Annotated in this window: 23 protein-coding genes, 1 tRNA gene and 3 pseudogenes; 11 read left to right on the top strand and 16 right to left on the bottom strand. The window is 50.4% G+C overall.

Translation table 11 applies throughout. The annotated features are described in order from the left end of the window. Positions 1–534 precede the first annotated feature (534 nt). Together GCWU000341_RS03640 and recD2 are read right to left on the bottom strand one after the other, a co-directional pair. Positions 535–1,380 (bottom strand): AraC family transcriptional regulator, encoded by an 846-nt coding sequence (locus tag GCWU000341_RS03640; protein WP_009214378.1) that lies wholly within the window; start codon positions 1,378–1,380, stop codon positions 535–537. A 440-nt stretch (positions 1,381–1,820) separates the two neighbouring features. Beyond that, on the bottom strand, positions 1,821–4,643 hold the full coding sequence (gene recD2 / locus GCWU000341_RS03635; protein ID WP_009214376.1) for an SF1B family DNA helicase RecD2: 2,823 nt from the start codon (positions 4,641–4,643) through the stop codon (positions 1,821–1,823). A 231-nt stretch (positions 4,644–4,874) separates the two neighbouring features. Between recD2 and GCWU000341_RS14440 the strand changes: the two are divergent. The 6 genes and pseudogenes from GCWU000341_RS14440 to GCWU000341_RS03610 all read left to right on the top strand — a co-directional run bounded on the left by GCWU000341_RS14440 (position 4,875) and on the right by GCWU000341_RS03610 (position 9,227). After that, positions 4,875–5,036, top strand: a pseudogene (locus tag GCWU000341_RS14440) (DNA-binding protein). Continuing rightward, positions 5,014–5,706, top strand: coding sequence for a response regulator transcription factor (locus GCWU000341_RS03630; protein WP_040653380.1), 693 nt, complete (start codon positions 5,014–5,016; stop codon positions 5,704–5,706). The pseudogene GCWU000341_RS14440 and the gene GCWU000341_RS03630 overlap by 23 nt, the downstream one beginning before the upstream one ends. A 7-nt stretch (positions 5,707–5,713) precedes the next feature. Continuing rightward, positions 5,714–6,631: a sensor histidine kinase gene (locus tag GCWU000341_RS03625; protein WP_009214373.1), complete on the top strand. Its 918-nt coding sequence runs from the start codon at positions 5,714–5,716 to the stop codon at positions 6,629–6,631. Between the two features lie 132 nt (positions 6,632–6,763). Further along, the gene (locus GCWU000341_RS03620; protein WP_040653378.1) at positions 6,764–7,687 is read left to right on the top strand and encodes an ABC transporter ATP-binding protein; all 924 of its coding nucleotides are present in this window, start codon (positions 6,764–6,766) and stop codon (positions 7,685–7,687) included. Next, positions 7,671–8,444, top strand: coding sequence for an ABC transporter permease (locus GCWU000341_RS03615; protein WP_009214371.1), 774 nt, complete (start codon positions 7,671–7,673; stop codon positions 8,442–8,444). Before GCWU000341_RS03620 ends, GCWU000341_RS03615 begins: the two co-directional genes overlap by 17 nt. A gap of 6 nt (positions 8,445–8,450) precedes the next feature. Continuing rightward, positions 8,451–9,227, top strand: a complete 777-nt coding sequence (locus GCWU000341_RS03610; protein ID WP_009214370.1) for an ABC transporter permease — start codon at positions 8,451–8,453, stop codon at positions 9,225–9,227. Positions 9,228–9,453: 226 nt separating this feature from the next. On the opposite strand, the gene GCWU000341_RS03605 is transcribed toward GCWU000341_RS03610, so the two are convergent. The 5 genes from GCWU000341_RS03605 to GCWU000341_RS13725 form a co-directional block, all read right to left on the bottom strand. Further along, complete coding sequence (locus GCWU000341_RS03605) at positions 9,454–9,807, bottom strand: arsenate reductase family protein (protein WP_009214369.1); 354 nt, start codon at positions 9,805–9,807, stop codon at positions 9,454–9,456. 24 nt (positions 9,808–9,831) lie between these two features. Continuing rightward, positions 9,832–10,407 carry a histidine phosphatase family protein gene (locus GCWU000341_RS03600; protein ID WP_009214368.1) on the bottom strand — a complete coding sequence of 192 codons (576 nt, stop codon included), beginning with the start codon at positions 10,405–10,407 and terminating at the stop codon, positions 9,832–9,834. A 115-nt stretch (positions 10,408–10,522) separates the two neighbouring features. Further along, complete coding sequence (locus tag GCWU000341_RS03595; protein WP_009214367.1) at positions 10,523–11,473, bottom strand: ketopantoate reductase family protein; 951 nt, start codon at positions 11,471–11,473, stop codon at positions 10,523–10,525. After that, positions 11,474–11,719, bottom strand: a complete 246-nt coding sequence (locus GCWU000341_RS03590; RefSeq protein ID WP_155812591.1) for a hypothetical protein — start codon at positions 11,717–11,719, stop codon at positions 11,474–11,476. Between the two features lie 110 nt (positions 11,720–11,829). After that, positions 11,830–12,324 carry a type IV toxin-antitoxin system AbiEi family antitoxin domain-containing protein gene (locus GCWU000341_RS13725; protein ID WP_207635064.1) on the bottom strand — a complete coding sequence of 165 codons (495 nt, stop codon included), beginning with the start codon at positions 12,322–12,324 and terminating at the stop codon, positions 11,830–11,832. Here GCWU000341_RS13725 and GCWU000341_RS14435 point away from each other — a divergent pair. Further along, complete coding sequence (locus GCWU000341_RS14435; RefSeq protein ID WP_155812589.1) at positions 12,221–12,499, top strand: transposase; 279 nt, start codon at positions 12,221–12,223, stop codon at positions 12,497–12,499. The two genes, GCWU000341_RS13725 and GCWU000341_RS14435, sit on opposite strands and share 104 nt — an antisense overlap. Beyond that, positions 12,478–14,232 carry an RNA-binding domain-containing protein gene (locus tag GCWU000341_RS03580; RefSeq protein ID WP_009214364.1) on the top strand — a complete coding sequence of 585 codons (1,755 nt, stop codon included), beginning with the start codon at positions 12,478–12,480 and terminating at the stop codon, positions 14,230–14,232. Before GCWU000341_RS14435 ends, GCWU000341_RS03580 begins: the two co-directional genes overlap by 22 nt. A 186-nt stretch (positions 14,233–14,418) precedes the next feature. Here GCWU000341_RS03580 and GCWU000341_RS03575 read toward each other — a convergent pair. Continuing rightward, positions 14,419–15,292: pseudogene (locus GCWU000341_RS03575) on the bottom strand (IS256 family transposase); the annotation flags it as partial. A 178-nt stretch (positions 15,293–15,470) separates the two neighbouring features. On the opposite strand from GCWU000341_RS03575, the gene GCWU000341_RS03570 reads away from it, so the two are divergent. Then, on the top strand, positions 15,471–15,812 hold the full coding sequence (locus tag GCWU000341_RS03570) for a hypothetical protein (RefSeq protein ID WP_009214362.1): 342 nt from the start codon (positions 15,471–15,473) through the stop codon (positions 15,810–15,812). 208 nt (positions 15,813–16,020) lie between these two features. On the opposite strand, the gene GCWU000341_RS03565 is transcribed toward GCWU000341_RS03570, so the two are convergent. The 4 genes and pseudogenes from GCWU000341_RS03565 to GCWU000341_RS03545 form a co-directional block, all read right to left on the bottom strand. Further along, positions 16,021–16,097 (bottom strand) — tRNA-Arg (locus GCWU000341_RS03565). A 135-nt stretch (positions 16,098–16,232) separates the two neighbouring features. After that, positions 16,233–17,207: pseudogene (locus tag GCWU000341_RS14310) on the bottom strand (ATP-binding protein); the annotation flags it as partial. Between the two features lie 311 nt (positions 17,208–17,518). Next, complete coding sequence (locus GCWU000341_RS12550) at positions 17,519–18,316, bottom strand: hypothetical protein (RefSeq protein ID WP_009214359.1); 798 nt, start codon at positions 18,314–18,316, stop codon at positions 17,519–17,521. Next, positions 18,313–18,873, bottom strand: a complete 561-nt coding sequence (locus GCWU000341_RS03545) for an RNA polymerase sigma factor (protein ID WP_009214358.1) — start codon at positions 18,871–18,873, stop codon at positions 18,313–18,315. Before GCWU000341_RS03545 ends, GCWU000341_RS12550 begins: the two co-directional genes overlap by 4 nt. A 39-nt stretch (positions 18,874–18,912) precedes the next feature. Between GCWU000341_RS03545 and GCWU000341_RS03540 the strand changes: the two genes are divergently transcribed. After that, positions 18,913–19,218 (top strand): hypothetical protein, encoded by a 306-nt coding sequence (locus GCWU000341_RS03540; RefSeq protein ID WP_009214357.1) that lies wholly within the window; start codon positions 18,913–18,915, stop codon positions 19,216–19,218. A gap of 32 nt (positions 19,219–19,250) precedes the next feature. After that, positions 19,251–20,363, top strand: a complete 1,113-nt coding sequence (locus GCWU000341_RS03535) for a YdcF family protein (protein ID WP_242651601.1) — start codon at positions 19,251–19,253, stop codon at positions 20,361–20,363. 117 nt (positions 20,364–20,480) lie between these two features. Here the strand turns inward: GCWU000341_RS03535 and GCWU000341_RS03530 are convergent, their stop codons facing one another. From GCWU000341_RS03530 to moaC, 4 genes are all read right to left on the bottom strand, one after another. Next, complete coding sequence (locus GCWU000341_RS03530; protein WP_009214355.1) at positions 20,481–21,854, bottom strand: MATE family efflux transporter; 1,374 nt, start codon at positions 21,852–21,854, stop codon at positions 20,481–20,483. An 87-nt stretch (positions 21,855–21,941) separates the two neighbouring features. After that, positions 21,942–23,429 (bottom strand): C69 family dipeptidase, encoded by a 1,488-nt coding sequence (locus tag GCWU000341_RS03525; protein WP_009214354.1) that lies wholly within the window; start codon positions 23,427–23,429, stop codon positions 21,942–21,944. A gap of 186 nt (positions 23,430–23,615) precedes the next feature. Continuing rightward, positions 23,616–24,746: a cysteine desulfurase family protein gene (locus GCWU000341_RS03520; protein WP_242651600.1), complete on the bottom strand. Its 1,131-nt coding sequence runs from the start codon at positions 24,744–24,746 to the stop codon at positions 23,616–23,618. Between the two features lie 103 nt (positions 24,747–24,849). Continuing rightward, positions 24,850–25,371 (bottom strand): cyclic pyranopterin monophosphate synthase MoaC, encoded by a 522-nt coding sequence (gene moaC / locus GCWU000341_RS03515; RefSeq protein ID WP_009214352.1) that lies wholly within the window; start codon positions 25,369–25,371, stop codon positions 24,850–24,852. Between the last annotated feature and the right edge of the window lie 108 nt (positions 25,372–25,479).

Here is a 25,479-nt window from a genome sequence, read left to right as displayed (position 1 = left end):
CGGATTCTTCCGTTCTGCGTTATGGAACGATCCTTTCTTCTCTTTCACTGCCCGGCTGCATTCGTCCCGCATCATCGCCCTTCCAGCGGTCTTATCGCTCTCTGTCTCCGCACAGCGTTTCGAATCGGCTCTCGATGGATAGGATAATACGATCGCGGATCCTGCAAAGCCCGACTGACCGGCGGCAGGCCCTGCTTTGCAGCGCTCTCGGCAGTCCCCGCCTTTCCCTCTTTGATATATACTATAACACGATTAACGACATCGTTAAATATTTAAGTTTCCGTTTTGGAGCGAGAAATGTATCCCGGTTTTTATCGGCAATCAACAATGAGCCGTCATTTCGAGCAGGCTCTCGCAGAATACTTCCTACGATATTGCGGGAGCGTATCCCTCCAAAAAGGAATCCGAAAAAGCAGCAAACCTTTTCAGACTTACTGCTTTCCGTGCCGTTTTTTCGGACGGCGGTGATCCCGTTTTCATATTTTCATAAAGAGAGAACGGCAGCTCTTTTTACGGCCTCCGCCTGATTACAGACTATTCTCTCTTGGCGAGGGGAATCCAAAGCTCCATCTTATAATCGGGGCTGTACATGTCCCCATCAAAATAGACCTCGAAGTCCGGCGTTCCCGCATGTACATATCCCTGCTCCGGCAGAAATACCTCCATTGCATATTTCCAGCCTTCATGAATACAGCCGGGAACCGCTCCCTTTAATGACAGGATGGCATACTCTGCCGCTCGTATCTCCTTGACCTCAAGTCCCATTTCCCTTGCTTTTGCAATGTCACTGACATGGTAGCAGGCCATGTAGTTGATCTTGTTTTCACATTCCACGTCAAAGCATACTCCGTAGCTCTGACCATTCCCCAGACGGGAAAGAATGTCGTGATCGTATTTTTTGTAAAGCTGATCCCAAACTGCGGGGCAGGACGAGGAATCAATATTGTTTAATTTGACCCCGGCCACCGCGAATTCGCCCTTCTTCTGGATCTTCACGTCCATGTGTTTTCCTCCTTTTACACTGAGCGTCAGCTGAATGGGAGAAACTACCCGGTATGCTTCTCCGCTTCGTACTTCTGTAGGCGTAGCGTGATGAAAACTCTTAAAAGCATTCGTGAAGGAATCCGATGATTCGTAGCCATACTTCACGGCAATATCAATGATCTTGGCACTTGTTTCATTGATCTCCACAGCGGCCTTCGTCAGCTTCCTGAGCCGGATATACTCTGACAGCGTCATGTTCGTCAGAATGGAAAACAGTCTGCTGAACATAGCATAGGAATAACAGGAAAGCATGGCCACCCGGCCTTCATCAATTTCGCCGTCCAATTCGCTTTCAATATAGCGTATGGTTTCATTGAATGCTTTGATCATCCGCATATGATTACCTCCTACGCCACAGATTCTAGCCGAGTTTTGCGAGAACTGCCCGATATTTCCCGTACTAAGAAAAACGTAATGCTATGCAGTGTGAGTATGGCAGGTACAGGCATCTCTCTTCCATTTATTAAAGTGTCATCCGAAGTGTCACTTTGATTTGGATGTCACTTTGAAATCGCGGCTGATATAATGTAATGCTTCGGAGCTTTGAGAAAGTATTCCTTATTTCAAATGAATATAGCCGCTGGTTTTCACGCTTCAGTTCACCGGCTGCAGGCATTTTTCTCGGCACAGACTCTGCGGCGCTAAGGCTCAGGGCGGAATCTGCTCCCGGAGATCCTGTTTTATGAAACGAGCGATTTTATTCCGGCTTGCCTCGCGAATCCTATCAATATAATATAGAAGGCCCTATATACCGCTGCTTTTCAATAGTAGAATATTCATATATTTCGTCTTTTCATCTGCCGGTCGATCCACTGCATCAGCACATCGACTATGTAGCCTTGCTCCGTTTCCGTGAGCGCCCTTCCCTTTGGAATCCCATGCCACTTCTCAAGGCAGCCCCGGCAGCAGGTTCCGGTAGCATGCTGTCCCAGGAAAATGGGGTGTCCCTGCGGTGCACCCCGCATCGGCGTCTGCCTGCCGTCATTCTTCGGCTCCGCGGCTGAAAGGCGCCGCCGTACGATATCGGCCGCGTGGGAGCGAATCGCGGCGGGCCCTTTTTCCCGGATGTACTGGCAGTCAGCTTCCCTTAGCTGGAAGCGGCTTCGAAACCTTGACTGCGCCAGGCGGTCAAAGAGATCCCGTTTCAGCCACTCCTCATGAGAGAGACGTTCCTGTTCCGAGATCGGAGCTGCTGGGCTTTTTGGAGAAGCTTCGCCGTATTTCGCCTGGGATTCCGTCACTATCTGCGGGGAGGCGCTGTTTCCTATCGGATGAGCGCTGCTCCCTGCCGGCTCCAGCTGCGGTATCGGCATCGGTTTTTGCCGTATTCCCGATCGGGAAACAGGCTTCTTTGCTTCCTGCGCCGGATGCGCCTTTACTGTGATATCCAGCCTCTGTAGCCGCTCCTTCAGCATGGTGTTTCGTTTGCTGACCGTCACATTCCGAACGGCATACGCCAGTGCCTTCTTTGTCCCGACCAGGACCAGCACCTTCTTCGCGCGGGTGATGCCGGTATAGATAAGATTCCGCTGCAGCATAACGAAGTGGTTCATCAGAACAGGAATCACCACGATCGGGTACTCCGAGCCCTGGGATTTATGGATCGTTGTGGCATAAGCCAGCATCAGCTCATCCAGTTCCGTCACATCATAGCTGACAGGCCTGTCGTCAAATATAACAGTAAGTTCCCGTTCCTCAAGATCTACCGACTGAATGACGCCGATGTCCCCGTTAAAGACCTCCTTGTCATAATTGTTTCGGATCTGCATGACCTTATCGCGGGCTTTAAAGAGATAGCCGCCGCGCTTCAGGCCCTGCTCCCCGGGATTTAAGACCTGCTGCAGCGCCTGATTTAAACTCGCCGCGCCGACTACGCCGCGCTGCATGGGTGTCAGTACCTGGATCTCCGCCGGCGGCGTATGATAATAGCGGGAGAGTCTGCTTGTGACGAGAGCGGTAATAATCTTGGCCGCTTCCTCCGCCAGGACTGCACTGTCCTCCGGATCGCGCCCCTTCTTCCGGGCCTCCTTCATCATATCCATGAAAAAGAAATCGCTCTCTCTTCCGTTACTGATATCCGGCGTCTTCCCGCTGTTAATCTGGTGGGCGTTCATGATGATCCGGCTCGTCTGCGCCTGCCTAAAGATCCGGCTGAGGCGCACAACGGGAAAGCTCCCGGAATCAATGATATCCCGAAGGACATTGCCGGCTCCGACGCTCGGGAGCTGGTCGATGTCTCCGACCAGGATCAGTGTCATAGTGTCCGGGATCGCCTTCAGAAGATTATACATGAGCATGACATCGATCATCGAGCACTCATCTACGATCAGGACATCGCCCTCCAGCGGGTTTTCCTCATTCTTCTGATACCCCTCCGGCGGTTTTACTTCCAAGAGCCTGTGAATGGTTTTTGCTTCCATCCGAGTGGCCTCCGAAAGGCGTTTCGCCGCGCGTCCGGTCGGCGCTGCCAGCAGGATCTTCGCGCCTGCCATGCGAAAGGCTGTGATAATGCCGAGTGTGGTCGTTGTCTTTCCCGTGCCCGGCCCTCCGGTCAATACCAGGATCTTGCTTTGCACCGCGTTCAGAATCGCCTGCATCTGGATCTCGTCATACTGCATGCCTGTTCTTCTGCTGATACGCTCTGTAAGAGCGGAAGGATCCGCATGGATGCCTTCCGCATTGGCATAAATGGCACAAAGCCGCTTCGCCGTGCCGACCTCGGAAAAATAAAAGGGCGGGAGATAGATCGCTTTCTCCGGGATACTTCCGGGCTCTGCCTCATCCGGAACCGGAATCGGCTCCGTGATCACATCCTCCGCATGAATCATCTCATCCAGCGTCATAGAGAGGACATTCTCCTCCACCAAGAGGAGCTCCGCACCGGTTTTCAGAAGCATCTCCCGGGTGGCATAGCAGTGTCCCTCCTCAGAGAGCTTGTTCAGAGTATAGAGGATGCCGCTCCTAAGACGAACATATTTCTCATGGTCAAAGCCCATCCTCTCGGCAATGGTATCCGCCGTCCTGAAGCCGATGCCCCAGATATCATCCGCCAGACGATAGGGATTTTCCTGTACGACCTTGATGCTGTCGTTACCGTAAGTCTTATAGATCTTCGTGGCATGGGAGGTGGAGACATCGTGGCTTTGCAGGAAGAGCATGATGTTCTTGATCTCTTTTTGCTCCTGCCAGCTCCTTTTGATCCGTTCCACGCGGATCCTTCCGATGCCGCTCACCTCCAGCAGCCGATCGGGGGCCTCTTCGATGATGTTCAGAGTATCGGCGCCGAACTGCTTCACGATCCGTCCGGCAAACTTCGGTCCGACTCCCTTCACCAGCCCGCTGCCCAGATACTTTTCCATGCCACAGACCGTCGCCGGAAGCTTCTCCTCGAAGCTCTCCATGGAAAACTGCCTGCCGTACTTCGCGTCGATCCGCCAGCTGCCGCCGAGATAGAGGACGCTTCCCACATGGACATCCGGCATGGACCCGACCACGGTCACCAGATCCTGATACGCCTTGGCCCGGCATTTGATGACAGAGTAACCGTTTTCCGCATTCTGATACGTAATGCGTTCCACAACGCAGCGCAGATGCTCCATGACTCTGTCCCCCCCTTCCGTATGGTCTTATTTTATTATTGTATCATAAAAGCTGACACATCTCTTATAGGAAAACAAGTGGAGAGGGAAGTTAAAATGGCGCAGTCCATGAGATAATGCTCTTTACTTTATTCGTCTAAATGAATATAACAAGAACAAGTGTTAAAGTGGGAACGGAACGGGAACGGAAATAGAATCGATATCATGCCCGGAAGCGTCTGAAAATGGAAAATATCAAAACGACGAGTACAGCTGCTTTGCAGATAGAATCGCATAAAAGGCGCTTTCAAAATCGGCCGGATGCGGCTGATCCCGAAAGATGCGGAAAAGCCTATTGATGGCAGAACAAAGCAAGGACAGAGGAGAGAGAATGAATCGGATTTTAGTGATTGACGATGATCGGGAGCTTTGCACGCTGATCCGCCGCACCGTTTCACAGGAGGATATCGCGGCCGACTGCTGCTATTCCGGGCGGGCCGGTCTTGAAAAGCTGAAAGAAAATGAGTATCAGCTTGTCATACTGGACGTGATGATGCCCGGTTTTGACGGATTTGAAACGCTGGCTCAGATCCGAAAAGAGAGCGGCGTCCCCGTTTTGATGTTCACGGCGAAAAATGACAGCAGCTCGAAGGTGCGCGGTCTTCGAAATGGAGCGGACGATTACCTGACAAAGCCCTTCGTCATGGAAGAATTGCTGGCACGTATTGTTTCTCTGATCCGGCGCTACACAAGATTTAATCCCAACGGGAGCGACGCAAAAACGCTTTCCTATGACGGCCTTATGATCGATCTCGATGCCCGATCCGTCACGACAGAAAATGGGACCTTTGAGCTCCTCCCCAAGGAATTTGATGTGCTGCTGCATTGTGCGAAAAATCAGGGACGGATTTTGACAAAGCGACAAATCTATGAGGAAGTATGGGGCGAAGCGTATGTTTATGGAGACAGCAATATCATGGCCGTTATCAGCCGCCTTCGGAAAAAGCTGGAGGCCGATCCCAAAAATCCGAAGTACATACAAACGGTAAAGGGTGTCGGCTACCGCTTCAACAAGGAGGTGTGATCTTTGCATGGAAGTTTTAATCATCCTTCTCCTGGGCGTCAGCACGATTGTCACGGTATCCGCCGCTCTCATTCTGCACAGGGAACGGAGGCAGATCAAAGAGCTTTCCGAAGCTCTGTCGGACGTGAGAAGCGGGAACGGAAACCGCCGTGTCCTTGCCGATCCCAGTCAGCTCCTCGCCCCGCTTTTCTATGAGATCAATGATATTATCCGCTCCTATGAGGATCGGATTTCGGCCTTTCAGCAGGCAGAGGAAGCGAATAAACAGCTTATGACGAGCCTTTCCCATGATCTGCGGACACCCCTTACGACGCTGATCGGGTATCTGGACGCAGTGCATAAGGGCATTGTTTCCGGGGCGGAGCGGGAGGAGTACATTGAGACGTCCCGGCGGAAAGCCTATGAGCTGAAAGACTATATTGATGTCCTGTTCGACTGGTTTAAGCTCAATTCCGATGAATTTGCCATGGCAATACAACGAACTGAGGCGGCAGAGCTGACCCGGAATATTATGATTGATTGGATCCCTCTCCTGGAGGATCGGGGGATGAAATACTCCATAGAGATACCGGAACAGGAGCTTATCGTCGATCTTGACCCTGAAAGCTATATGCGGATCATCAACAATCTGCTGCAAAATGTCATCACACACAGTCAGGCAGATACCGTGACGGTCCTTCTGGAAAAGCAGGAGGGCAGCATGCGGCTTTCCGTAGCGGACAACGGTGTCGGAATCGGGAAGGAAGATCTGAAGCAGGTTTTTTCCCGCCTCTATAAGTGCGACAAGAGCCGGAGTGAAAAAGGCAGCGGGCTCGGCCTGTCGATTGCGTATCAATTAGCGGAAAAGATGGGCGGAAAGCTCGCCGCCAAAAGCAGCCTCGGGAAAGGCGCGGCATTCCTCTTGACCCTGCCTCTTGCAGAATAAGAAAGACGTCATGCTCAGCCGGTCATGTGGCCGGCTGATTTTAAAATTGCAAGCTTAATGCAAGCTTGGCGCAAGTTTAATGCAAGCTTGGCCTGCTACAATGAGAAAAACACGAAAACGGAGAGCTTCTTTATGAATGAATTTATTATCGAAACCAGGCATCTGACGAAACAGTACGGCACGCAAAAAAGCGTAGCCGATTTGAATATTCACGTGCGTAAAGGCCGGATTTACGGCCTTTTGGGAAGAAACGGTGCGGGAAAGACGACGACGATGAAGATGCTCCTCAGCCTGGCCGATCCCACGGAGGGGGAGGTTTTTCTGTGGGGAAGGCCGCTGCATGGGAACGAAAAAAAGCTGCTGCCCCGTATTGGCAGTATGATCGAGTCCCCCGGCTTTTATCCTAATCTGACCGGAACGGAGAATCTCCGCATCTTTGCAGCGCTTCGGGGTGTCCCCAATACCCATGCTGTTCAGGACGCACTTGAGCTGGTCGGCCTGCCGTATAAGGACAAAAAGCTCTTTTCTCAGTATTCCCTCGGCATGAAACAGCGCCTTGCGATTGCGCTGGTCGTCATGCACGATCCGGAGCTTTTAATACTGGATGAACCGATCAACGGACTTGACCCCATCGGGATCGCGGAAGTGCGGGCATTTCTCCGGGAGCTCTGTGACAGAAAAGGAAAAACGATTCTCCTGTCCAGCCATATCCTTTCGGAGATCGCCCTGCTTTCGGATGATATAGGGATCATCGACCAGGGCGTACTGCTGGAGGAAGAGAGCTTTTCGGAATTGGAGAAAAAAAGTAAGCGCCATATTCATTTCATTGTATCGAACACGGCGCAGGCGGCAAGGATCCTGGAAAGTAGATTCCATGAGACACACTTTACCGTACAGGACGATCACAGCATCCTACTCTACAATCTTGATCTATCCGTGGGGAAGATCGTTGCCGCTTACGTCGCTGATGGACTGGAGGTATCGGAAGCTCATACCTGCGAAGAAACGCTGGAGGATTACTTCAAGCGGGTGACGGGAGGTGAAGGAATTGCTTAAACTGATATATTGTGAATTTCAAAAACTAAAAAGAAGGAGATTTATTGCCATGAGCATGGGCGCGGCATTTCTTTTTCCAATCCCTATTTTATTTCTTGCCATTAGACAAGCACAGCCATTTTACATGCTTTTTAGAATGGTATTTATATTTGGAGAGATCTTGTTTTTACCCTGCGTGCTTGGCATCCTCTCATCGATGATTTTTTTGCCGGAGACGGAAAATAATGTTTTAAAAAATTTACTCACGATTCCGGTGAGCAAAGCGAAGATATTTCTCTCAAAGTGTATTACCCTTATGATCTTATCCATCATTTATTGCTTGCTGGAGCTCAGCATAAGCATTGCCGCTTCGTGTTTTGTCGGAGGAGGGATGCCGCTCACGTCGTTTCTATGCTTCAGTATATTGAGCGGTATTTTCATGTTTGCCGCTTCTTTACCGATTATAATATTTGTTGCGGCATTTGGCGAAAATTTTACGATATCGAATATTGTGTCTTTTATCTATAGTGTCGCCTGCTTTTCTTTGGTCTATCTTTGCCTGGGACAGGGGGGAGAAGCTCTCCTCAAAAGCAGGGCAGCGGTACTTCCGGTAGTCACTGTGTTTAAATGGTATTTGGGATATTTCCCATTGGAATCGCGATTGGAAAAGTATCTGCCGTATCTAATCTCAAACGCCGGCATCATGACCTACATGCTTTCTTTTTCACTGATTCTGCTTTCACTGGGGGCGGTTATTTATCAAAAGAAGGAGGTATAGGAAGCTATGTTAAGGCTTACAGTATGTGAATTAAGGAAGCTTAAGAAGAGCAATATTTTATGGATTATAATTGCAGGAGCCTTCTTTTCTGCGTTTGTGACCTTTGTGCAGTTCGTAATGGCACAAAATATTGATCCTCAGGCCAGTACCTTTGAAGACTTTTATTTGGCCGCTATATGGAATAACTTCTGTGTGGCCTTTCCCTTTGTAATCACCATTATGGGAGGAATGATTTTTAATCAGGAATACAGCAGTGGGACATTGAAATCGATTCTCACGATTCCGATTTCAATCCAAAGACTGTATTTTGCCAAAATATTTGTCATAGGCATTTTAGTTCTCGCTTTATCGGCAATAAACCATGTGTTTTTAATTATAGGATCCATTCTACTGCAGCTTCAGGGAATCCGTGGCTTTCACCTTTTAAAATCCTTTTTGCAGATTTTTGGTATCGCTGTATTTATTTTTATAGCCGTTCTGCCGCTTATTATCTGGGGATTCAGAAAAGTCAACGGATACTATCCTATGCTCGTTGTCGCTTTTATGTACGGATTTTTTGGAAGCCTTCTTATCCCAAAGGGATTCGGAGATTTCTATCCCATCACTGCCGGTTTGAGAATTGTGAAATATGCTGTTCTTCCGAAAGGGAGCAGCTCCGCGGCATTTATAACTGTGGCAATTATGATATTTATTTCCATATCTATCATATGCTTCGTGCCTTATTCTTATGAGAAAGCATCGCAAAGCAGTAAGAAAGTCAATGTCAAAAAACGGCATAGCTGATCTTGACATCGGCAGAGCAGAGCCTGGATCCTGCATAACCCGAGTCTTACAGGCCCTGATACTAAGCAGCCCGGGCAAGCTGTATCTTTTTTCATGGACGGCCGCTCTTGTCCTTCTCGCCGCGGCGGCGCAGGGCGTATTTCGGCGCACAAGCGCCAGAAAGCTCAAAGCCAAAAGCCCTGCGGATCGCTGCCTTCCACTGACAAAAATGTCGAACTGCTGCGTATCAGAGCAGTTTCTCTGCCCACTCCTTCTCCTTAAAACCGGTCAGGACAAAGTCATCGCCGACCACAAGCGGTCTTTTCACCAGCATTCCATTAGTCGCAAGCAGTGCCAGCTGCTCATCCTCGCTCATGTCCGGGAGCTTTTGGGACAGCTCCATCCCCCGGTAAGGGATCCCGCTGGTATTGAAGAAGCGCTTTAATGGAAGGCCGCTCATGGAATAATACTTCCGAAGCGTCTCCTCATCCGGATGGTCCGTCTTGATATCCATCGCTTCGTATGCGATCCCCTTATCATCCAACCACTTCAGAGCTTTTTTGCAGGTGCTGCATCTATTGTAACAGTAAAGCTTCAGCATGTTGAATTCCTTTCTATTTCCCTCTCACCATTCCTGTGGAATGGTCCAGTGTCCGTCCGCTCCGACTTCCGCCGTGTATACCGCGCAGTTTCCGATATACTTGGACCAATAGCTTCCGCCCGATGTCGGCGTCAGATATTCCAAAGCGCCCTTCATGGCGATAGCATGCGTGGAAAGCAGGATATTCTGCGAAACTGCTTCCTCCCGGATCTCTTCCAGGAAGGTGCCCAGGCGAGCGACAACGGCAGAGAGAGCTTCCATCCCCTCCGGTGTCGAAATATGGACAAAGTCCTGGAAGAATGCCATGACCTCCGGTGCCGGCTGTGCCAGATCCATTCCTTCATACGGTCCATAGTCCATCTCGATCAGCCGCCCTTCGATCATCGAGGAAGCGCCTTCTGCGATGATTTCTGCCGTCTGCACTGCCCGGATCAGCGGACTGGTATAGACCTTATCAAACTGTATCCCCAAGGAACGGAAACGGTCCCGGACATCTTCTGCCTGCCGGATGCCGACTTCATTTAACGGCACATCGCTGCGGCCCTGCAGGACATTGGCCTTATTCTTTTCCGTCTGTCCGTGGCGGACGATATAGATCATAAGCTCTTCCCCGGTTCGCAGGCATCCTTCTCATATTGTGCCGCATTGCACCGATGAGTAAATTGCTGCGAAAAATATAGATGCCGTAAGTATACTCCCCTGCATTGGGAAGATCCTAATTCAATATTTTTTCCATATTAGAGTAAAACAGAGGCAAATCCAGATTTTTTTGTTTTCCAGCTTCATAGACACTCTTACATCCATACATAATGTCATTTACATCATTATGCAGCGTCATTATCCTACTTGTAAGTTCGTTCCTTGTGAACATTCGTTTCATTATCATGCCTGCAATAGCAGCGGGTATCCTGTAAGGAAGAAGTTCATTTTTATATAATCTCAAATTTACTCCTCTGGCCTTTACCACTGTAACGGTCTCTCTGATCGTTTTCACTGCTATAGACAAAGCATGAGAATCGCTCATAAGATCAATCGCAAGCTGTTTCGGATTATCAATTTTTCCTGCTCTCGCGGCAGAGGAAGTGACAGCTGCATTTATTGCCATGTGAATCCATATCCACTCTAACATATCATGGGGAACTTCTGTTTTCAGGTCTGCGGACTCAATCAGTTCTATCAAAGAGCCGTAATTTGGAATAATTGATTTTTTCTCGCTTTCAAGCATAATATGATCAAACAGGACAGAATTCAATCCTTGCTGTGTCATACATCCGCCAGCCGTGGGAAATCCTATAATGTATTTAAAATTTCCGACCATTTCTTCGATTTCTTCGCGATCATTCCAAAGGTTGCAGAATAATATCAAGCTCCCTGTAATATTATTCTGTGAAAGTGCGGCTATCGCATCTTTTATCTTCCCACTTGCAACACTTAAAAGAATAAAGTCATAACATGTACCCGGCTTTGCAAGATTTACTGTGTATCTATCTGCTTTTTCTTTTCCCTTTTTATCATAGCGCCCATCTAATATCGTTATGTTCAGCCTTGATGGAAGATTTTGTCTTTTATTTTCTCTAACTAAATGTTCCGTCTGATGTCCTGCTTTTTGGAATGCATATCCATAAGTTGTCCCTATGACACCTAAGCCTAAAATACATATTTTCATTTATATCCCGGGGGTGCGGACATTTTTAAGCGCCCCACAACTCCTTTCTCTACTGTAGAAGGATGATCCCTCCAGGTAATGACTTGATCCGATCGAAACGACTGCCTGTTCAGGGTCGATACCTTCTTCCATACGCTCTCGTCCGTCTTGGGAAAGCCAGAGTTTGAACGCTTCCGTTTCCACCGGTACTTTACGCTTTTTGCCTGCTGCGCCCGTCATTTCTTCAAAAAGCCGGATGTCGTCCATGCGCTTTACCCTCCATAGGGTATACATTTTAAATGATATTGTCAATCTCACTTGACTCATCTTCTGCACGGAACTTTTATGCAGCCTATCATACAGCAGGATGCCACCTTTCAACGTAAACTACTCTTGATATTTCTGTCCGGCTGCTGTACATATCTTTTCAGCACTTCCATTGCAAGCTCAAATCTTATTTTGTTACGATGATAGATAACATCACAAACCGTTTTCTCTTTATCATAAATGCGAAAGGAATTACTGCCTTCTTTTAAGTCCACAATACTTATGCTATACCGCGGCTCCATCATTCGGTAGAATTTCATTGCCGGCCAAACCTGCGATTCCGGGATCCTGACATTTCTTGGTATCGCCACCTCAATCTGATTCGGGCGCTCGCTTATCGGCGACAAAAACAATCCAAACACTGGGATATCCCAGCAGAAAAATACTTGATCAATGGGAGAAAATCGGTGATGGGAAGGAGCGAAGAGGCCATCCGGACGCATGTGCCAGCAATCTATTGAAGAGAAGAAAAATGCAGTAAAACATTGCTTTGAAAGGGGAGAATCGGTAAAATCAGTATCAAAAGAACTGGGATGCAGCACCACGAGCCTTTATCCGTGGAGGGACAAATATCTCAGAAGAGGTACAGTTTCACTGATGAAAAAAAAGAAGCAGGATACCAGGCATCACTCGGGATTGTCGCTTAGACGGTCCAAGAAAACACCCGCCCCCCATATTATTAACAGAGAGGACTTAGAATGGTTACGCCAGAAAGCTTAGCAGACCTTTTGAAGTATGGAGAACACCTGACACTCGAATGCAAAAAAGCCGAGAGCACACTTCCCAATGCTGTTTGGGAAACGTATTCTGCATTTGCGAATACAGTTGGTGGAACGATACTTTTTGGCATTGAGGAACATCGAAAAGAAAGGGATCCAGCTAAAAGATTCTCAGTTGTAAATATTGAGAATCTACAAGCAAGATTGAAAGAGTTTTGGGATACAGTCAATAACAGTACGAAAGTAAATATCAATATTTTGCGCGATGCAGATGTGGGCACTTGCGTGATCGATGGAAAGACCATTATCTGGATAGAGGTTCCGCAGGCAGATTATACACAAAAGCCTGTCTACATAAACGGAAATCCTATAAGCGGAACCTATAAGCGGAACCATGAGGGGGATTATCACTGTAAAGAAGCGGAAATTAGGGCTATGTTTCGTGATTCCAGTGATGATGGAATTGATGGTGGCCTACTGGATGGCTATACCATGGATGATATTGACCCGGAAACATTACGCGCATATCGTATCAGATTTACCACGTGGAACCCGGATCATATCTGGAATAAAGATGATGATAAAACCTTCTTAAAGAATTTAGGAGGATATGTCGTTGACAGGCGAACGGGAGCCGAAGGTCTTACTCCTGCTGGGCTTTTGATGTTTGGTAAAGGTCTCCCTATACGGGAGCGCTTCGACAATATCCGCATGGATTATTTTGATAGAACCGAAATCATGGGAGGCTCCCGATGGAGTGATCGCCTTACATATGATGGGACCTGGGAAAATAATTTGTGTAATTTTTTATGGATGGTTGCTCCGAAACTCACACGGGATATTAAGAAACCGTTTAGACTGGAAGGAATGACTCGCATTGATGATACGCCAGTGCACAAAGCGATTCGCGAAGGAATGATCAATATGCTGATCCACTCCGACTATATGATAACCGGTGTCCTAAAAGTAGAAAAAGAAGCACGTGGATTCTCATTCTCCAACCCAGGAAGTCTGAAACTGCCGATTCGCAGGATCTATGAAGGCGGTAACTCTAAGGCGCGCAACCCAAGAATACAAACCATGCTTCGTATGATTGGGTACGGTGATAATGCAGGTTCCGGATTCCCAACGATATTGGATGCCTGGCGCGGTGAAAAGTGGAGAGAGCCGGATTTATATGATGACCCAGAGTTGCAGCAGGTCGAGCTGAAACTATATACGATTGCGTTGATGCCTGAAGAATGTACAGAGTATCTTGTTAATTTGTTAGGAGAGCATACATATAAGCGCTTATCCTCGGAAGAACAGATTATCCTGGGAACTGCATACCTGGAGGGCTCCGTTTCAAATATGCGTCTACAGCAGATGTTTGATCTTCATCCCACAGATATTGGCAGGATCTTAGGTGGACTGGTCGATAAAGAAATGCTCGTTTCTGACTGGAAAGGGCGATGGACTACCTATACGATTAACAAAGAGTACAAACACAAATGTGATCAACTTGATATGGCAGACGTTGATGTCGTAGAGATCCCTTTTAAAAATGAGGCAGATAGACTTATATACAATTATATTCGTGAAAATGGGCTGATAACGACAGCGCAGGTTTTAACTATCACTAAAATAGGAACTCAACAAGGCGCCTCGGTTGCACTTAACCGTCTCATAAAAAGAGGACTTGTTAAAAAGACCGGTGTTAGTCATAGAACACACTATGTCCTTGCTGAAAAATAGTGAGGATTTGCCGCTTATACAACTGTTCCCTCAACTGGATTTGATCTTTAGTTGAGGGAATAGTTGAGGGAGTCGTTGATCGACAATAAATAGTTGAGGGAAAACAGCTATGGATAAAAAGTTTATGGTACCGTCAAGATTCAAGATTTATGCGCAAATTAGTTTGCATCCTCTGATTAAATGAAGTCAGCCTGCAACGGAGGCGTTTTCTTCATTCCCCTCCAGGTGCATCATATTCATATATTTCTTAATTCCCCCACTGGGTTCCCGCAACATAACGAAGCCAGGCACAAACCAGCATTAACGCTGAGCTTCCATCCGGAAATGTGCCTACGACACGGGTTCTTCGCCAAATCTCACGATTCAGACGCTCAATCGTATTATTGGTACAAATCTTCATCCAATGCTCGCTGGGAAAATCGTAGTAGGTCAGAGTCTCGTCGATGCTCTCCGAAACCTTCCTGGCGGTTTCTTTCAGCTTCATCCCCTGAAGCTCGGCTACTATGGCTGCGGCCTTTTCTCGCGCAGCCTTTTTACTCTCTTGTGCATGAATTGCTTTCAGCATCTTTGCCACAAGTTTTCCCTTGGATCTCGGGACGACTGAGAAAACGTTACGATAAAAATAGACCGTACAGCGCTGATACCTGGCCTCAGAAAACACTTCTCCTACGGCTTCCAGCATTCCAAGACATTTGTCTCCTACAATGAATTTTACGCCACTGAAACCTCTTTCGCAAAGCCACCGAAAGAAGTTGACCCAACTGGATTTATCTTCCTTCATTCCCTCAGCAGCACCAATGACTTCACGAAAACCATCTTGATTGACTGCAAGCGCAACCAGGATTGTCACATTTTCGTATTCATCTCCCCAGTTGCGACGAAGATAGATCCCATCTACGTAGACGTAAGAGTATTCTTTCCCTGTCAAAGGGCGGCTTCTCCATACTTCAATGCGGGCATAGGCCTTCTGATTCCGTCCGCTGATAGTTCCCGGAGAGACCTTAGTTCCCCAGAGTGCCTCTGTGATATTCTCAACCCGACGGACAGACACACCTGCTATGCCTTATTATGTCGGAGACTCAGCGCTGCTGGGCTCAGCCAAGGACAGGTGCATTGACGAATTCCTGAGATATAACATTTATGAGGGGGATCTGTACGATGCCGTCTAAAAAAAAGATAACAAGAGCAAACGCCATGGGCTTGAGATCCGGACTGTCTCCGGGATCTACCTGATCGCCATGAAAATGATTGCGCACCGCGACTACCGAAATGACATTTCAGATGCAATCGGCATTATGATTGAAGAGGCAGAAAACGGGCATAGCATTACGTATGAGGAAATGGAAGGTGCATATCATAAGCTTTATCATAAGCTGCCAGAATCCCTGGTTCAGGTTCAGTTTCGTGAGCTGTGTTCAAAAAGTACCGATGAACTGAAAGCACTTTTCAATCATCAAAGAGCGTCTGAATCCACCGTAGGAGACCAATTGATTACCCACATCGAAGACGGTGTCCCTGTCAATACAAAAAACGTTACAGATGTTGCGGCCCGAATACGGGAGAAAATGAACCGAAAATAACCCACTCGTTGTTTCGGCCCAGCTGCATGCCGCGGGAAAGGATAGCGAAAATCGTTCGCTTAGAAAAAAGGCCCCCTTGATTAGAAAAGCTGCAAAGCAGAAGACTCAGGCTTAGATGAAAGCTCTCGTTTTCAGAGCCCTTCAGATCTCTTGGAATAAAAAAGCGGAGGCCGTTTTTCTAACTGCCAACGGCTTCCGCGGTACATTCTGGCGTCCACGAGAGGATTTGAACCTCCGACCTACCGCTTAGGAGGCGGTCGCTCTATCCAGCTGAGCTACGCGGACAAATCTGAAATCAGCTTGTATAGCTTAACATATCGGCGCTGGGAAATCAATATATGATTCCGATGCCAAAAAATCCCCATAAATCCCAGTTAATTGCTATTCGAAGTTCCACCTGGAAATCTGAAGGGTGGAAGTTTAATTCTTATTCAGCAGCCAGTCTGCCAGGTTGTATATCTTAATACCCTCATAATCGCAGGTCTCATGACGGGTATTCGCCAGGATCAGCTTCGGGTAAGCATCCTTAATTTTCAAAAGCGGATCGTACTCGCGCTCAAAAATCTCCGGTCTGGAGATATCATCACTGACTTGAATATATATTTTCTCGTCACCACGCACAGCTACAAAGTCGACTTCCTTCTGGTAAAGTTTCCCGATATAGACCTCATATCCGCGCCTCATCAGCTCGATGCAGACGTTATTCTCATACATCCGTCCGTAATCCAGATTCCTTCTGCTCAGCCTCGCAAAGCGGACCCCCGTATCGCTGAGATAATACTTTACGGAAGTCTTCAGATATTTCTTTCCCCGGATATCATATCGACGGACACCATAAAACACATAGGCATCGCAGAGATATTTGATGTAGTTGCCGACGGTCTTATGATTTGTGGTGACCACATTGGCAGACAGCGTATCGCTGATGTTATTGGGAGAGGTCAGGTTGGAGACATTATCCATCATGAACTCCGCCAGATGCTCCAGTGTCGTAGTATCCGGTAAATGATATTTTGTTACCAGATCACGATTTATGATCGTATCGTAGACATCCCGGATATAGTTTGTCCGGTCCCGGTCAGTACGGTATTCATAAGAGCCCGCCAGGCCGCCCTTAATCACATACTCATCAAAAAGCTTTGCGGTATTTTTCTCATCTGCATAGTATCGGCAGAACTCGGAAAAGCTGAACGGGAAGACATGAATCTCGATATATCTTCCCGTAAATAGCGTGGTCAGATCGGAACTGAGCAGAAAAGCATTTGATCCTGTGATATAGAGATCATATTTACGTGAGGTATGCAGGCTGTTGACAGCCAACTCAAACCCCTCACAAAGCTGCACCTCGTCCACGAAAACATAATTCTTTTTGTCGGAAACATAATGGCTTTCGAGCTTCCTTTTTTGTGCCTACCGTTACGAGTTCTATAGCTATGAGCAGCCAGACATACTTTTCGAGGCGTTTTCCGCGTATCGACCAGTCGGTCTCTTCAAAGGTGAAGTCAAAGGTGAAGTGCTCATAAAAGCGCTTAAAACCAAGGATTTCTACGAGTTCTGTTTTTGCAGCGACACTATCGTCTCTATGCATAGAGGAAGGCAGAATACGTCATCCTGCCTTCCTAGAAGCTGGCATGTCCGCCGATCAGCTTATAGGCATTTTTGATCTGATCTTTTCCGGTCATAATAATCTCACAGCGTCAGATCAATCAGTCGATTTCCGAGATGAGCTGAAGCACGTTTTCGCGGTCCAGCTCGGCATCGCCTAGATCAATGGCATAGCTGTAGCCGCCCTTTGTCCAGCTCGCGGCAAAAATCCTCTGCCCATCTCCCCGGAGACGGATCTTTACTCCTCCCTGCTCGACTTCCTCATCCAGCGTATAGGTATTATAGTCGCCGCTGAGGTCTCCTTCTCCCGGGCCCTTCCGGACGCGAAGTCCCTCCTCTCCCGCATCATTTTGATAGAGGACCTGGATCATCTCCCCTTCCATGACGGAAATGCTCTGTCTCCCATAATCTCCAACCTTTTCCGCCGTCTTTAGAGAAAAGCCGGCCAGCTCCTCCGCCTCTTCGAGACTTCCCACCTCGATAAACGGGTTCGGAAGCCGCGTACTTTCATCACCCGCGGCCTCCTTTTTCTCCCCGGCCATATTTCCCTCCGTCGCTTCCTTCCTCTCTCCGGATACTGCTCCTCCGCTCTTTCTCGCATCCAAAGCTCCCGGCTTCACTCTCTGAAAGCTTCGGATTCCAAAAAAGGCGAGAAGACAGGCCGCAGCGACAGCGACTCCTCCGTAAACTCTCCGGCTCCTATGGATCCGGCTCCTGTCTTCTTCCGGCAGCTTCTCCCCGGATATTCCGTCTTTTCTTTCCTCTTCTCCTTTTTCCTCTTCTCCCTTTTCCTGCTTTCCTTTCCCATCGCCCTCCCGCAGGAGGCTTTCTGGCAGGGCCTCCTCGATATAGCGATCCTCGACTTCGCCGATCTCCTTCAGAAATTTCTCTGCCTTCATAGGAAAAAGCCCTCCTCCATCAAATGCTTCTTCAGTCTTCCGCGGGCCCGCAAAAGACTCATCTTTACCCCGCTCTCTGTCAGAGCATACTCTCCGGCGAGCTCCTTTATGGATCTGAGATACCAGTATCTCCCGACAAAAAGCTTTCGGCTCTCCTCCTTTTCCGACTCCAGAAAGCGGTTCAGACAGGCCGTAAGACTGAGTCTTTCCGGGAGCTCGTCCGGGTTTCCGATGGAGGAAGCAAGATCGGAGATCTCTTCCAGCACCACCGTGATTTCACCGCCGCCCCTCTTTTCCGCTCTGGCCTTCTCCCAGCGGTTGAGAGCGAGATTTCTTGTGATTTTTCCGAGAAAGCTCCGGAGCACGGAGGGGCGGTGCGGAGGGATGCTGTTCCAGCATCGAAGCCAGGTGTCATTCACACATTCCTCGGAGTCCTCCCGGCTGAAGAGGATATTTCTCGCGATGGCATGGCAATAGCTCCCGTATTTCCCGGCACTCTCCGAGATCGCGCTCTCCTCCCTCTGCCAGTATAGATCTACAATCTGTTCATCTGTCATTTGAACTCCTTTCACCGGAATACACCGGACGAAGGCGGGATGCGTCACAAAGCCCAAAAATCGGCATCTTACAGGAATGTCGCAAAGATAAGAGGAAATCCGAGGCTGAAGCGAAAGCTTCATTTCCACTCTGAAAAACCGGTGAAGAGGAGGGCGGGAAGGGCGGTGCGGGAAGGCTGGACTTTTCATGGAGGAATCATTAAAATAGATCGAATAATATTCGATGGGTTCCCGATCGATTCGATATCAAAAGATGATTCCTCTTTCGGCCAGACTGTCTTCTCCGGGGGCCTCCCGCTCCGATTTCTCGGCTACGATGCCGAAGGCCCCGGAGTTTCGATATGAAATACCGAAGGAGAGCTTATGACGGAGGATACATGAGTCAGAACTTCCCATTGCTTCTCACCGCTGTTCCGCTGCTTTTTTCGGCTATGCTCTTTTCCTTTCGGATGATCCGGGAGCCCAGGAGCCTCTGGAGCGGCGCTTTCTTTCTCTTCTTCTTGATGAGTCTCGGCCTTTTTCTCTCCCTGCTCATCTTTCGTTTTTCCCCGCAGATTCAGAATCGGCCCCTGATTCTGATTCCGCTCGTACTGATCCTTGGCGTCCTCTCCGTCTTCATCCTCCTCTTCCCCTTCCTCCTGATCCTTGTCTTCTTTGTCCAGGGGATCCGAATCCTGCGAAGGGAGGGCCTCCGTCCGAGGAACCTTCTCTCCCTCCTCTTCTCTCTCCTCCTGATCGTCTACATCTTCCTTTGGCCCCTGAATGGATACCTGCTCCCTTCCTTTCAAAAGCATGCCCTGCTCCGCAGCATCGGGAATGCATGCTTTGGGACTCTCAGCTTTAGCGCGGCCTATCTTCTCTTTCTAATGGCGATGTACTGTCTCTCCGCTCTCCTGAATCTTTTCCATCCGAGGAAACGCCGGGACCTGGACTATATCGTCGTCCTCGGCGCGGGGATCCGCGGGGAAGCCGTGACTCCGCTTCTTGCCTCCCGGATCGAACGCGGCATCCGTCTCCTCTATGAAAACCCGCGCGCGCTCCTCATCCTGTCCGGCGGGCAGGGAGAGGGGGAGGACATTCCGGAGGGGGAGGCAATGAGACGCTATGCGCTCTCCCAGGGCGTCGATCCCGGGCGGATCCTAACGGAGGAGAAGTCCCTGAACACCAGGCAGAATCTCCTTTTCTCCCGGGCACTCATGGGGGGAGAGAAGCCGAAAATCGCGGTCGTAACGACCTCTTATCATGTCTTCCGCGCGCTGCTCCTCGCGAGAAAATGTCATATCCCCTGTAAGGGCTACGGCGCGAGGACCAAGTGGTACTTCACACTGAACGCTCTGATCCGGGAGTTTCTCGCTTATCTAAGCCTGAGCAGGAAGCTGCACCGAAAGCTGATCCTGGCTGCTCTTTTCCTCAATATCCTGGTCAATGCCGCGATATATCTCTTCCGAAGTCCGCTTTTTCTGGAGTTTGTCAGAAGTCTTCGCGCCTGAAGCGCCAAATCATGATAAAGAGCCCGCATTTTCGGAGCTTAGTCCCTATCATCCCCTAAAATCCAACGAAAGAGGGCGAATCTTCCCTATCGCTTTTCTATCGCTTTCTATCGCTTTCTATCGCTTCATTTCCTTCTCTCCGCGGAGCTCCCGCATAATGCTCCTTGTGATAAAGAAGGAAATGACAGCGGAGAGGAGGTCACTCAGAGGCTGTGAGATGAGGATTCCGAGGAGACCAAAAAGCGGAGGCAGGAGAAGAAGGAAGGGGAGAAGACAGATTCCCTGCCGAAGAAGCGCGATAACGGTCGCGCGCGCATTATAGCCGGTCGTCTGCGAGAACATGTTCGCCATCGTGATCTGCGCCGCAAGCGGGGTAGAGAGCGCCATCAGCCTGAGTCCCAGGCTCCCGATCCGTATCACCTCCGCATCCTCTCTCCGGAAAGCCGAGAGAATGGGCCGCGCAAAGAGGAAGGCCGCAGCGCTGAATACGAGGAGAATGCAAAAGCAGACCTTAAGGCTGAAATCATAGGCGTCTTCCACTCTGCGATAATTCTTTGCGCCGTAGTTAAAGCCGCAGACCGGCTGAAAGCCCTGGCCGAAGCCGATAATAGCGGAATTCATAAAGACAACGATCCGCATGACGATCGCGATCGCCGCAATCGCCGCATCTCCGTATGGCTTCGCCGAAAAGTTGAGGACGATCGTGGATACTCCCGCGATCCCCTGCCTCGCGAGGCTGGGTATGCCGAAGCGAAGAATCGTCCGGTAGCGCGAAAGGCTCGGTTTAAAATTCTTAAGGCGGATCGAAATGCAGACCGGCATGAAATTGCACTGCCCGCTCAGAATGAGGAAGGCGATGAACTGGCTGAGCGCCGTCGCGATTGCCGCTCCGGAAATCCCAAGATGAAAGCGGTAGATAAAGAGCGGATCTAAAAGCATGTTCAGGATGCCTCCGCTCGAGATCCCGATCATGGAATAAAAGGCATTTCCCTGAAAACGGAGCATATTGTTCATCCCGAGGGAGCACATGAGAAAGGGGGTCCCGATGAGGATGTAGCGCGCATAGGCCATCGCATAGGGGGCGATCGTCTCCGTGGAACCGAGCAGGAAGACGAGCGGGCGAAGAAAGAGGAGCCCAAGGACGCAGAGCGCTCCCCCGGTCAGAAGCTCCGTGAAGTATCCGATCGCCGTATACCTCTCGGCCTCCTCCTCATCCTTCCTCCCCAGACGGCGGGAGATCTCATTGCCGCAGCCCATGCCGATCATAAAGGCGATGGACTGGACGATGGCCTGCATGGAAAAGATGATTCCCACCGCGGCGGAGGCCGAGGTGTCGATCCGGGAGACGAAAAAGGTATCCGCCATATTATAGAGCGCAGTGATCAGCATGGAAATAATGGAGGGCACAGCGAGGCGCGGAATCAGCGTCGAAAGCGGCTCCTCCATCATCTGCCGATACCTCGCCTCCTGGCTGTCAACCGCTTCCCTCATCGCTTTTCCCCCCTTCCGGCTCCCCTCGGGAAAACGCAGCGGCCTGATTCCTCAGGCCGCTGCCGCTGTCAAGATGTCCGATATCTTCTATGCGTCGGACCTCGAAAATCCGTTCTTCATCAGGCAGCTGACCTCATAGAGAACCTTTCCGAGGACGTCCGTGGTCTTTTCCTTTGTCATCCCCGCGATTTTTTCATTCGCCTCCTCCAAAAGCTTCACGGCCGCCTCTCCGGAGAGCCCCTCTGCGCGGAGCTTTTCATCGTATTCCCGGAGAACACGATAGCCCGCCACAGCCACTGCGGACTGATAGCGCTCGATATGAGAGCTGCAGTGGTTAAACTGCGAGTCTGCGAGCGCTCCGATCAGGCGGTTCGCCCAGTAGAAATTCTCCGTCGTCACCTCTCCCGCCGTATTGGAAAAGTATTCCGGCGCCCGGTCCACATTGGCATAGAGCGGCACGAAAGCATTAAACACATTGGAGCCGAAGGCGATCCATTCGATCGCCTGAATCTCCCGGGGAAGGTCCGGGCGAAGCTGCGTAAGACTCAGGAAGCTGTTTCTGTTGATGCCGATCGGACGGAATTTCCCCCGTTCCGAGGCATCTCCGTATCTTCCGTAGCAGTCATAGGGCGTGCCCTGGAAGTGGGAGGAAAGCAGATATTTGACGTCCTCCACCGTGAGCTTTTTCTCCGGCACCATGGACCAGGGGATGTCATCGGAATCCGGCCGGTAGTCCGCGTCCTCCCCATCCCATACAAAGCTGTTCGGGTTTAAGCAGCGCTCTATGAACCAGGCCCTCGGCGTATTGTAGACGTGATCCGCATCGGAATGGCTTCCGAAGGCATCCCGGGGGTTAAATCCCTCCTCAAAGGAAAGCTTCAGATGATTTTCCCGGATGAATTCCCGAAGATCCGCGGAGCAGAGATGGTTCTTCTTCTCTCCGAATGCATCCTCCAGATCAAAGTTGTCGATGCCGAGCTGATTGGGCATCACCACATAGGCCTCATCCGGCACTCTCTTCGCGATCCAGTGATGCCCCCCTATCGTCTCAAGCCACCAGATCTCATGGACATCGGAAAAGGCGATCCCGTTCATCTCATAGGTTCCGTATTGCTCGAGGAGCTTTCCGAGGCGGAGCACCCCCTCCCGGGCGCTGTGAATGTAGGGGAGGGTAATGTAAACCATGTCCTCTTCCCCGATCCCGCCGATCTTCTCCGGCCGATCCACGCCGGCGGGAACATACTCCACCAGCGGGTCCGCGGAGAGCACGCGCTCATTGCTCGTGATCGTCTCCGTCGCCGTCATGGAGACATTTTCAGAATTCACCCCTGCGGCGGCCCAGATCCCATCCTTCAAAAGGCCGTTTGGCATCGCCGTATAGCGGAGGGGGCGCTCCGGAAGCTCAATTTCCACATGGGATAAAACAGAGCGGTAGTGCCTTTCCTGCTCATGCGGCTCTATCACGGTAAACCTTTTTGCTGTGAAAACCCCGGAGCCGGAATCATCGTTTCTCGCAATCATCGTCGAGCCGTCATAGCTCGCTCTTCTGCCGACAAGGATCGTCGTACAAGCCATCCTTCTGCCTCCTTATCTATCGCTTCCCAAAGGGAAGAATCATCACAATGGCCTTATTATAGCACGTTCCCGCCGGACTTTTCCAAATAATTCCAAAGCCTTGAGGCCCGGTCCCCGGACAGCTATACTAAAATGCCAACTCATACGGGCCGAATAAGAATGAAATTCTAAACGTAGCTTTTCGATTTATTCCCTCCGAAGATAGTCCGCAATGCGCTTGATCTCCGATACGACTCGGTCGGCATCCTCCCGGCTCAGCCTTTCATCCAAGCTGAGGCGGAGACTTCCGTAGGCGTCCTCCCGGCTCGCGCCAAGAGCGAGGATCACATGGCTTGGATCCAGGGAGCCGCTCGCGCAGGCCGATCCCGCGCTCGCCGCAATTCCCCTTTGGTCCAGGAGAAGGAGAAGAGGCTCTGCCTCCACTCCCCGGATGCAGACATTGACATTGTTCGGAAGGCGCTCTTCGGGATCCCCATTCAGACAGCAGTCCGGGATCTCCGTCGTGAGTCTTCGGATGAGGTAGTCCCGCATCCTCCGCTCCTTCTCTCCCCTCTCCTTCATCGTCCGAAAGGCTCTCTCCGCGGCAGCCGCAAATCCCGCAATGGCAGCCACATTCTCCGTTCCCGCCCTCCTTCCGCGTTCCTGCTCTCCGCCGTGGAGGTAAGGAGGGAGCTTCACGCCGCGCCGCATATAGAGGAGCCCGACTCCCTTCGGACCGCGGATCTTGTGGGCGCTCGCGGAGAGAAGATCGATGCGGGATTTTCCGAGCGGGAGGGGAAGCTGCCCGAAGGCCTGAACCGCATCCGTATGAAAGAGAATCCCCCTCTCCCCCGCGATTTCCGAGATCTCAGAGATCGGCTCGATCGTCCCGATCTCATTGTTTGCGCTCATGATGCTGATAAGTCCGGTCTCATCCCGTATAGCCTCCAAGACGGCAGCCGGCTCTACCCTCCCCCGCTCATCGACATCCAGATAAGTGACGGAAAATCCCCGCTTTTCGAGATAGGCGCAGCTTCGGAGAACGGCGTGATGCTCGATCTTCGAGCTGATGATATGCCTCTTCCCCGTGGATTCGATCCCGGAAATCAGCGCCCAGTTGTCGGACTCCGTGCCGCCCCCCGTAAAATAGAGCTCCATCGGACTCACGCCCATAAGCTCCGAGAGCTTCCTCCGGCTCTCCTCCACAGCCCCTTTCGCCCTCTGCGCGAAGAGATAGATCGAGGAGGGATTCCCGTAGTCCTCCTCCAGATAGGGGCGCATCGCCTCCCGGGCCTCCTCACAGAGCTCCGTAGTCGCCGCATTGTCGAGATAGATCATCCTGCCGCCTCCTTCCATAGGCTCCGTGTCCTCCGGCCGCCTGCTCCAGGCAGAGAATGCCCTCCTGTCTGGGAATCGGCCGCACAGGCTTCCTTATTCCCCATCATTCTCCATCGGAATGCGAAGAATCCTCCGAAAAGAAAAAGGTGCCGCTCTTTCCGCCCCTTTTCTCAAGAAGGTGAATATTCTCGATGACCATTCGCTTGTCGAGCGCCTTACACATATCATAAATCGTGAGAAGCGCGATGCTGACGCCGCTCAGCGCCTCCATCTCCACCCCGGTCTTTCCCTCGCATCGCACCGTGCAGAGCGCGAGGATGCTGCAGCTCTCAGGCTTTAACTGAAAGCAAAGCTTCGCCTCCGTGAGATTCAGAAGGTGGCACATCGGAATAAGCTCAGAGCAGCGTTTGCAGCCCATGATCCCCGCGACCTGTGAGACAGTGAGCACATCCCCCTTTTTGAGCTTTTTCCCCTCGATGGCATCGAATACCTCCCGGGAAACCCGGATCGTCCCCTCCGCGACAGCGCTTCGCTCCGTCGGGGACTTCCCGGATACATCGACCATGCGGGCATTGCCCCGACTGTCAAAGTGTGTAAGCTCCCTCTCTTCCCTATCCATCCTCATCCATCCTCCCGCATAGCTGATCACAAAATCCTGCCCCCACTCCGTGGAGGCAGTGCTCTCCTGCTGGAAGCATTATATCTCAAAATCCCGGAAAGCCCCAGGAAAAAA

This window comes from Oribacterium sp. oral taxon 078 str. F0262, from assembly GCF_000160135.1.
In the GTDB taxonomy this organism is placed as follows: domain Bacteria; phylum Bacillota; class Clostridia; order Lachnospirales; family Lachnospiraceae; genus Oribacterium.
The sequence above is the reverse complement of the archived record's forward strand: the minus strand, read 5'-3'. Positions and strand labels throughout refer to the sequence as shown.

Coding starts and splice junctions, on each gene's coding strand:
- GCWU000341_RS03640 (WP_009214378.1), bottom strand. CDS start 1,380: ATGCGGATGATCAAAGCATTCAATGAAACCATACGCTATATTGAAAGC.
- recD2 (WP_009214376.1), bottom strand. CDS start 4,643: ATGGAGCATCTGCGCTGCGTTGTGGAACGCATTACGTATCAGAATGCG.
- GCWU000341_RS03630 (WP_040653380.1), top strand. CDS start 5,014: ATGAATCGGATTTTAGTGATTGACGATGATCGGGAGCTTTGCACGCTG.
- GCWU000341_RS03625 (WP_009214373.1), top strand. CDS start 5,714: ATGGAAGTTTTAATCATCCTTCTCCTGGGCGTCAGCACGATTGTCACG.
- GCWU000341_RS03620 (WP_040653378.1), top strand. CDS start 6,764: ATGAATGAATTTATTATCGAAACCAGGCATCTGACGAAACAGTACGGC.
- GCWU000341_RS03610 (WP_009214370.1), top strand. CDS start 8,451: ATGTTAAGGCTTACAGTATGTGAATTAAGGAAGCTTAAGAAGAGCAAT.
- GCWU000341_RS03605 (WP_009214369.1), bottom strand. CDS start 9,807: ATGCTGAAGCTTTACTGTTACAATAGATGCAGCACCTGCAAAAAAGCT.
- GCWU000341_RS03600 (WP_009214368.1), bottom strand. CDS start 10,407: ATGATCTATATCGTCCGCCACGGACAGACGGAAAAGAATAAGGCCAAT.
- GCWU000341_RS03595 (WP_009214367.1), bottom strand. CDS start 11,473: ATGAAAATATGTATTTTAGGCTTAGGTGTCATAGGGACAACTTATGGA.
- GCWU000341_RS03590 (WP_155812591.1), bottom strand. CDS start 11,719: ATGGACGACATCCGGCTTTTTGAAGAAATGACGGGCGCAGCAGGCAAA.
- GCWU000341_RS14435 (WP_155812589.1), top strand. CDS start 12,221: ATGTGCCAGCAATCTATTGAAGAGAAGAAAAATGCAGTAAAACATTGC.
- GCWU000341_RS03580 (WP_009214364.1), top strand. CDS start 12,478: ATGGTTACGCCAGAAAGCTTAGCAGACCTTTTGAAGTATGGAGAACAC.
- GCWU000341_RS03570 (WP_009214362.1), top strand. CDS start 15,471: ATGAAAATGATTGCGCACCGCGACTACCGAAATGACATTTCAGATGCA.
- GCWU000341_RS12550 (WP_009214359.1), bottom strand. CDS start 18,316: ATGAAGGCAGAGAAATTTCTGAAGGAGATCGGCGAAGTCGAGGATCGC.
- GCWU000341_RS03545 (WP_009214358.1), bottom strand. CDS start 18,873: ATGACAGATGAACAGATTGTAGATCTATACTGGCAGAGGGAGGAGAGC.
- GCWU000341_RS03540 (WP_009214357.1), top strand. CDS start 18,913: ATGCGTCACAAAGCCCAAAAATCGGCATCTTACAGGAATGTCGCAAAG.
- GCWU000341_RS03535 (WP_242651601.1), top strand. CDS start 19,251: ATGAGTCAGAACTTCCCATTGCTTCTCACCGCTGTTCCGCTGCTTTTT.
- GCWU000341_RS03530 (WP_009214355.1), bottom strand. CDS start 21,854: ATGAGGGAAGCGGTTGACAGCCAGGAGGCGAGGTATCGGCAGATGATG.
- GCWU000341_RS03525 (WP_009214354.1), bottom strand. CDS start 23,429: ATGGCTTGTACGACGATCCTTGTCGGCAGAAGAGCGAGCTATGACGGC.
- GCWU000341_RS03520 (WP_242651600.1), bottom strand. CDS start 24,746: ATGATCTATCTCGACAATGCGGCGACTACGGAGCTCTGTGAGGAGGCC.
- moaC (WP_009214352.1), bottom strand. CDS start 25,371: ATGAGGATGGATAGGGAAGAGAGGGAGCTTACACACTTTGACAGTCGG.